Annotated in this window: 4 protein-coding genes; 2 read left to right on the top strand and 2 right to left on the bottom strand. The window is 42.5% G+C overall.

Going from position 1 to position 7,761, the window contains the following annotated elements; translation table 11 throughout:
* Positions 1–392, bottom strand: a 392-nt coding sequence (locus LEP1GSC194_RS15110; protein ID WP_020774406.1) for a DUF1564 domain-containing protein, incomplete at its 3' end; no start/stop codon positions are given.
* Positions 393–1,054: 662 nt separating this feature from the next.
* Here LEP1GSC194_RS15110 and LEP1GSC194_RS15115 point away from each other — a divergent pair.
* Entirely contained in the window at positions 1,055–4,621 is a 3,567-nt protein-coding gene (locus LEP1GSC194_RS15115) for a PAS domain S-box protein (RefSeq protein ID WP_020774405.1), read from the top strand.
* 243 nt (positions 4,622–4,864) lie between these two features.
* The gene (locus LEP1GSC194_RS15120) at positions 4,865–5,752 is read left to right on the top strand and encodes a tetratricopeptide repeat protein (RefSeq protein WP_020774408.1); all 888 of its coding nucleotides are present in this window, start codon (positions 4,865–4,867) and stop codon (positions 5,750–5,752) included.
* 45 nt (positions 5,753–5,797) lie between these two features.
* On the opposite strand, the gene LEP1GSC194_RS15125 is transcribed toward LEP1GSC194_RS15120, so the two are convergent.
* The gene (locus LEP1GSC194_RS15125) at positions 5,798–7,381 is read right to left on the bottom strand and encodes a DUF2079 domain-containing protein (protein ID WP_020774407.1); all 1,584 of its coding nucleotides are present in this window, start codon (positions 7,379–7,381) and stop codon (positions 5,798–5,800) included.
* Positions 7,382–7,761: the final 380 nt, after the last annotated feature.

Here is a 7,761-nt window from a genome sequence, read left to right on the forward strand (position 1 = left end):
GTGTAAAGAATAGAATCCCCGACTTCGAGGTCCTCCAACCACAGAAGATAATTGAAAAGATAACAGCGAGACACGCCATGAGCCTGTGCGAGCGTTCCAAAGAGGGTCCAACTCCCGGTGTTAACTCTAACGTTCACTCGTTTCATCTTCAATTTTCCGGGACTGGTCTGATACAAGGTTCTGCCCGCTTTTTTCCCGAGACGTTTTGTAGCGGAAAGATATTTTCCGTACGTTCTCAAAAGTTCCGGAATTCTCCTGGGAAGTAATTTCACATCTTTCTCGGAGAAACGAATCCAAGTATCTTCCGGAATCAAAAGAGTAACCGTTTCGGAACGATTCTCCCCAAGAGTCGAACTGATTTTACAATCGGAGTTAATTAACAAAGTGCCCATACCAAATACGGTTCTGGGAACGGGTAGAATGGATCCAATTTGCGCGAAAAACGAAAACTTTTTCAAGAAAACTGAAGAACTCATTCCAAACTTCGCTCGATTACTTTAGAATTTGTCCCCAGAGCGTTCAATGTAGGAACTCCTGCGGAGACTTTCCGCGAAAAAACGGTTCAAAACCGCAAAAATAATATAGGGCGATGGTTTTTGTGGGAACTCCCACGTTTTTCTTTTCAGATTTTGGGACGGACTCTTAGTTTACCCACCCAAAATCAGGAAAAACTAAAATGCAGAACTTTCCTAAACTCAGTGCAACAATTCTTCTACGGGTCGCTATTTCTTATCTTCGATAAGAGCGAACGCACTTTAGTTTCTTATTCGCCCCAATTTTTTTATACCGAACTCACGTTACTTTAATTTAGACTGACGCTATAGTTTCAATGGATCGCTCGACAGGCAGCAACATTGAGTTCAAGCGCGATCCCGCTTCAATTCGTCCAATCTTTTTAAGTCAAACTTATATGAGCTTAAGCCCGAAGAATGCGGATGTTTTTCGGGACAAGTTTTCGTTAGAACTCGAAAAATTCCGGATTTCGGAGTAAAATGATTTTTTGTTTTCTGCGATCTCTTTAAGATTTAGCCGTCTTTTATTATAATCCCTACTCATGAAAGCTTTGGATTCAAATCTACTCAATTCCGAATTCTTTCGACAGATTTTCGAAACCAGTCGAGACGGAATCGCCATTGCGGACTTGAACGGCTCCTTTTTAGAAGCGAATCCTGCCTTTCAAATTCTAATGGGATATACTCTTGAAGAACTTCGAAAAAACAATTTTTGGTTTTTGATTCCCACGGGTTGGGATAGAAAAACATTTGAAGAGAATCTTTTATCTTCCGGTTATTCTCAAGAGTTTGAAAAAGAATATTTTCGCAAAGACGGAAGTATCATCGCAATTTCCGTAAAAGCATACGTTATCCGAGACGAATACAAAAATCCGACCGCGATTTGGGGAATTATCAGAGACATCTCGGAACAAAAACGAAACGAAGAAGTTCGTAAACAACTCTACGATGAGATCAAAGAAGGTTGGGAAGCGCTTCGAAGGATTTTCGTCTTAAACCCTTTTCCGATGGCGATTTCCGAAATCGATACGGGTAAACTATTGGAAGTGAACCGCAAATTCGCCGAACAAATAGAATACGATCCGGAAAAATTAGTCGGAAAAACGATGACCGAGTTGGGAGTTTGGTTTTCATCCGAGGTTAGAGAAACGATTTTTGCGACTATAAAACGTGAAGGTTTTGTGGACAGTATCGAAATGCCGTTTAGAACCACAAAGGGCGCCGAATTTTGGGGACTTTTTTCCGCGCAGCCGATCGAATACAAGGGACGGACCGCTCTTTTGAGTATCACGGTTCCGATGACCGATAGGATCAAGGAAGAAAAGGAAAAACAAAGATTACTCGACGAGGTTCGAGAGAAAGAGGAGATCCTGAGTCAGATTTTTCGTCTGAACCCTTCGGCAATTACATTAACGACTTTGAATGGAGTTTTTTTGGAAATAAACGACCGCTTTTTGGAATATACCGGGAAATCTAAGGAGGAAGTACTTTCCAAAACTGTGATCGAACTCGGAGTTTATTACAATCTGAAGGAGCGGGAAAAAATAATCGAATTGCTTCAAAGAGACGGAATCGTTCGTAATCTCGAAATCGGAATGAGAACCGCGGATGGAAAAGTGAAACCCATTCTTTTTTCGGCGAGATTTGTCGAATCGTTCGGTGAAAAGAAAATCCTCGCGATCGGTCACGATATTACCGAAATCAAAGCTTATGCGCAAGAGTTGGAAAACCTCGCGAACGAATTGGTAAAAAGTAAGGATCTATTTCAGAAACTATTCCAATTGACTCCTTCCGCTCTCGTTGTCACCGACTGGGAAAATCGTACGATCCTGGACGTAAACGAACGATTTTTGGAAATGGCTAAAATGAAACGCGAGGATGTGATCGGTAAGACAACTCCCGAAATTCACGTATGGGATAAGGCTCCGAATTTCAGAAGCGAGGTCTACGAACTTCTTTCCCAAAAAAAAGAGGTCAAAAATTTAGAGACCGTTTATCTGGCCTCGGACGGAACCGTCGTTCCGATCCTTTATTCCGCGAGAATCATAGAACTCGACGGAAGAAAACAAGTGGTCTCCTTGGCAACGGATATCACCGAAAAGAAAAAATCGGAAGAGGAAAGAAGAACACTCTACGAAGAACTGAGTCTTAGCAAAGATCTTTTTGAAATGATTTTCGAAATGAATCCGGATACGATCACTCTCAACGATCTTAAGAACGGAAGGTATATTCAAGTAAACGAACACTTTTCGGAAATGCTCCAATATTCCAAAGAAGAAGTGATCGGTAAAATACCCTTAGAGTTGGGAATTTGGAACGACCCCAAAGACAGGAAAAAGGTGATGGATATCCTGGAACGGGAAGGAATTATCAGAGATTACGAAGTTCAGTTTAAAAAGAAAAACGGGGAGATCGTAGACGCTCTGTTTTCAGCCAGGCGCGTAAACATAGGAGATAACCAGATTACGATCGCCATTGCAAGGGACATTACGCAGAAGAAAGCCGCCATTAGAGAAAGAGAAGAACAGTCGAGGCGGATCGCCTTACACGCGCAGGCGCTTATGGAAATGGCAACCGATTCGGAATTCGCATCCGGTAATTTCGAATCAGGCGCGAAAAAAATCGTAATCATGGTTTCTGAAGTTGCCGACTGCGATCGCGCTTCGATTTGGATTTTCGACAAGGATGATCCGAACATATTGACCCTTGTGGTCGGCTGGGATCGAAAGACTAAAACTTATTTAGAAAAAATGAATATGACTCTCACGAGTTATCCTAAATATTTTGAAGCCATTCAGACCGATCGATTTGTGGACGCCGTGGACGTAATTAACGATCCGAGAACTTCCGAGTTCGCCGACTCCTATAGCAAACCCTTCGAGATCAGTTCCTTATTGGACGCTCCTTTTTTTCTCCGAGGTAAGATCAAAGGAGTCGTTTGCCTTGAACACAGGGGAGAGTTGAGACGTTGGATGGGATACGAAAAACAATTCGTGGTAACGGTCGCCGAACAAGTCACGCAGCTTCTTTTAAACGCGGAGAGAAAAGAGGCCAAGGAAGAATTGGAAAAGGCGGTAAAAGTCCGAACCTCCGAATTGGCCGACGCTCTTGAAAATCTGCAAAGAACCCAGGAACAGTTGATTCAATCGGAAAAAATGGCCGCATTGGGACAACTCGTGGCCGGGATCGCGCACGAGATCAATAATCCGTTAGGCGCCATCTCGGCTCTCAGCGGAGAATTGAGGGCCTATTTGAATTCGTCCGCCGAGAGAATGGAAAAATTAGGTCACGAATTTTCTTCGGTGGGAGCCGAATTTGTTCATAATCTTTCCGAATTGATTCGAAAGGGAATCGAAAGTAAGGAAGGTATCCTTTCCAGAGAGAATAAACGAGCCGCTTTGAATGCCATGAAGACGAAATTGACTGCGTTGGGTTACGAAAATGCGCACGATATCGCTGATCGGCTTTTGGACAACGGACTTCCTTCCGCGTTGGAGGAATTTCCATTATTATTTACGGATCCTGAATATTATCCTTTGGTTAAGTTCGCTTTGGAAGAGATTCATACGTATAAAAATATACTTTCGATCCGATTGGCCGTGGATAGGACTTCTAAAATCGTTTACGCTTTGAAAAGTTACGCGCATATCGATACCGAGGAAAATAGGGGAAAGGTGCTCACCGACCTTGCGGAAAACATAGAGACCGTTTTGACGATCTATCACAACAAAATCAAAGGCGGGGTGGACGTGGAACTGGATTTTCAAAATCGCCCCATGATTGCCGCCTATCCGGACGACCTCGTCCAAGTTTGGACAAACATAATATACAATTCTTTGCAAGCGATGCGTTTTAAGGGAAAGATCCGGATTTCAATTCAAGATCAAAAGGACGAGGTTCGGGTTTCGATTCAGGACAACGGCCCCGGGGTTCCGTCGGAAGTGCGGGAAAAGATCTTCGATCCTTTTTTTACCACAAAAGGTCCCGGAGAAGGAAGCGGCTTGGGTTTGGACATCTCTCGCAGGATCGTAAAAAAACACGAAGGAAGAATCGAACTCGAATCGGAACCGGGTAAAACGATTTTTCACGTATTTCTTCCTAAGGTATGATCTTTCGATTGCACCACGAATAGGCGGCGCTCACCGATCCCCGTATAATAGAATACCGTGAATTTTGAAACGAATCCCGTTTTAAAAGCGAAATTTTGTGTTATTCCAATTTGTCGATTCCGCCTCAATCGTTTTCGCATTGAAACTCACTTTAATTTATACAAGGCACAAAAAGGTTAGAACCGGAAGCTTTCGAATCAATAAAAAGTTGAATTCCGAAAGATGTCGGTTTTTTATGATCTGATGGAAAATAGAATACTCGGTTGGTTTTTCATTCTCGGGATCATTCTTCTTGCTTTCGGTTTATTTTTTCCCGAAAAAGCGAATTCGGACCCTAACGCCGCCAATGCCAAAATTTCGCAGATCGAAGAAATAGGAAAGGTCGTCCTCTCTTTGATCGAAGAAATCAAGACGAGTTTGGCGACTTCGAATCCGCCTAACACCGTTTCTTCCCCCGATCCTAACGTTTCTACGAGCCAAGATCCGAACGAAATTTTTAACGGAGCTTATAGTGCGAACGAAAGGGGGGATTATCTCCAAGCGATCGAAGAATATTCCAAATATTTGATATTGGTTCCGGGGGACGCTTCCGGTTATTACTATCGAGGTCTGGCCAAATACACTTTGAAACGGTACGACGAGGCCGTAAAGGATTTCAACAAGGCTGTTGAAATCGATCCTCAAAAAAAATCCGCCTTTCTTTCTAAAGGTTACGGAAACGAGATGATCGACGATTGTAAACAGGCGATCGAGGACTTTCAAAAAGCGATTTCACTCGGTGAAAACAAAAACGCCGAACTTTACGGTCACAAGGCGCGTTGTGAGAATCATTATAAAGATTATTCCGAGGCTCTTGACGACGCCCGAAAGGCCGTAAACCTGGATAAAAAAAACACCTATGCTTTTTTTGAACTGGCTTACGCTCAGTACGGTTTGCGGAAATATTCGGAATCGGTTCTGAGTTATACGAAAGTGTTACAATTCAATCCGAAGGACGAGGTTGCGTTTCATAACAGGGGTCTTGCTTATGTTTTTTTAAAGAAAACTCCGTCGGCGTGTAAGGATTTTCAAAAATCTTTGGAGTTGGGATACGCGGATGCTAAAAATCGTTTGAAGGAATATTGTAAATAATTTTAAAATATTCTAAAATTAAAAATTTTGAATACGTTTCGTTTTCTAAGGCGCGTCGGACAAAGGTCCGTTTAGACGCAATAAACCGAAACGATTCGTTTTTTGAACCCAGCGTAATTCACCTCCGCGCACGTCCGCATCGATTCGTTCTAGAATTTTTGCGGAACTCAAATAGGGGGAATTGTATTCGCGATTGATAAGGATCCACTCTTTCCATTTTCGATCTTCCCGAATCGGATATACGGGATTTTTTAAAGAGACAAAGGGCGAAAGATGAAATCCTGCCGAGACGGATTTTCCGGCTGGGATTTGTTCCAGGAGGTTTTTCAATTCCGCCGCCAATTCCGGTTTGGATTCGAATACGATCGGATATTCGGTTTCCTTGGAATTCCTATAAATAGAAACGCAAAAACTAAGGATGAGAGCGATTAAAATTTTTTTTTCCTTAGAAACGGAAGATAAGAATTTCGTTTCGGGTTTGCCGGTTCGATTTTGAATCCATTCGGCTCCGGTTCTTAAGAATAAAATCAAGAAGGGAACGAGGGGATATATATAATAGCTGTATAAATCCCTCACCCAAGGATGGATCGATAACCGAAACACGGAATACAAACCTAAAAAGGGAAGTAATAACCAACCTCCGGTCAGGTTCCAAAAACCCCATTCCAAACTTAGATCCCGGATTCCTTTCCAATACTGAAACCTACTTTCCGAATTTTGAATGTAATTCAAAACCGCGAAGGTCGGATTTTCGGTTCCCGTTCCCCAGTATTCTTTCCAATTTTTTTCCGCGGAATTTCCGGCCAGGTCGTTTAAGATCGGAAATATAAGAAAATAATAAAATACGCAAGTAATAAAAACGGAAATCCATTCTTTTTTTCTTTTGTTGTCGGCCGCAATCATGCCGACGGCAAGGGCGGCCATGTAGATCGCGACGTCCTCCTTGATTCCCAAAAAGAAACAGAGGCTTACGGTGGTAATCCAATGTTTTCGTTTTTGAATTCCGATGAATACGCATAAACAAAGGATCGGAACCAGAACTTCGAAGTGCAAGGAATGGTTCAAGCGGTAGAAACCGGACGATCCGGACCAAAGGAGCGTCGCGCAGAGGGCGAGTTCTTCGGAGACGGAACATTCCCTTAAGTAATGATACAAAAGAGGAATCGTGAGCGATGCGAAAAAAAATACCCCGGCTCCTAATCCGAGTTCGGAACCGAACAGAATCGGAAAGGGAGTCAAAAGTAAAATTCCGGGAGTCATATGATGAGAGAGAAAGTTCGCGTTCTCTTCCGATCCGTAATACTGTGTTTGAAAGATGTTTCCGTCAATCGTAGGAACGATCATTCTAAGTTGAGCCGTATAATCGAAATCGCCTAGGAAAAAAGAATCCAACGCGGCTTTTGTATAGAAAATTCCTTCCGCAAAAACGAACAAGGACCAATACGAAACGAGTAGAACGGGCGAAACAATGAAAGATGAGAAAGATTCTTTTTTCCATATCCGAAAAAAAATCGAACCGCAAAGTAGGATTCCCACTAAGACGATTCCTCCGATTCCGTTACTTCCGATCCGATATTGAATCGGAAGGTAGAATATAAAGAAGGGCAATAAGAATACGCGTAAGAACATATCACTTTTATCCAAGGTTCGTTTTTGATTTCTAATTTCTTCCGAAAAAAAGTCGACTCGTATTTCTTGGAGTGAGCGTTCCCGTAATTTTAAAACGAAGCGTTTGATTTCGATTTTAGAGTTATTGAAAAATCAATTCTCCATCCGTTTACGTTTTCATTGATATGACGAACGAGTTACGTTTTTTTAGTAAAACATCAATTTGTTGATTGGAGCTGAAAGCGCGGCTTCTAGTGAGCAACATTGAGTTTTTCGCTTCGCGGCTTTTGTTTGTCTCGCTCTCTATGGATCGCTCATCTCAGCTTCGCTGAGAAACAACGCTTTCGCTTCGCGGCTTTTGTTTGTCTCGCTCTCTATGGATCGCTCATCTCAGCTTCGCT

This window comes from Leptospira alstonii serovar Sichuan str. 79601, from assembly GCF_000347175.1.
GTDB classification, from domain to species: domain Bacteria; phylum Spirochaetota; class Leptospiria; order Leptospirales; family Leptospiraceae; genus Leptospira; species Leptospira alstonii.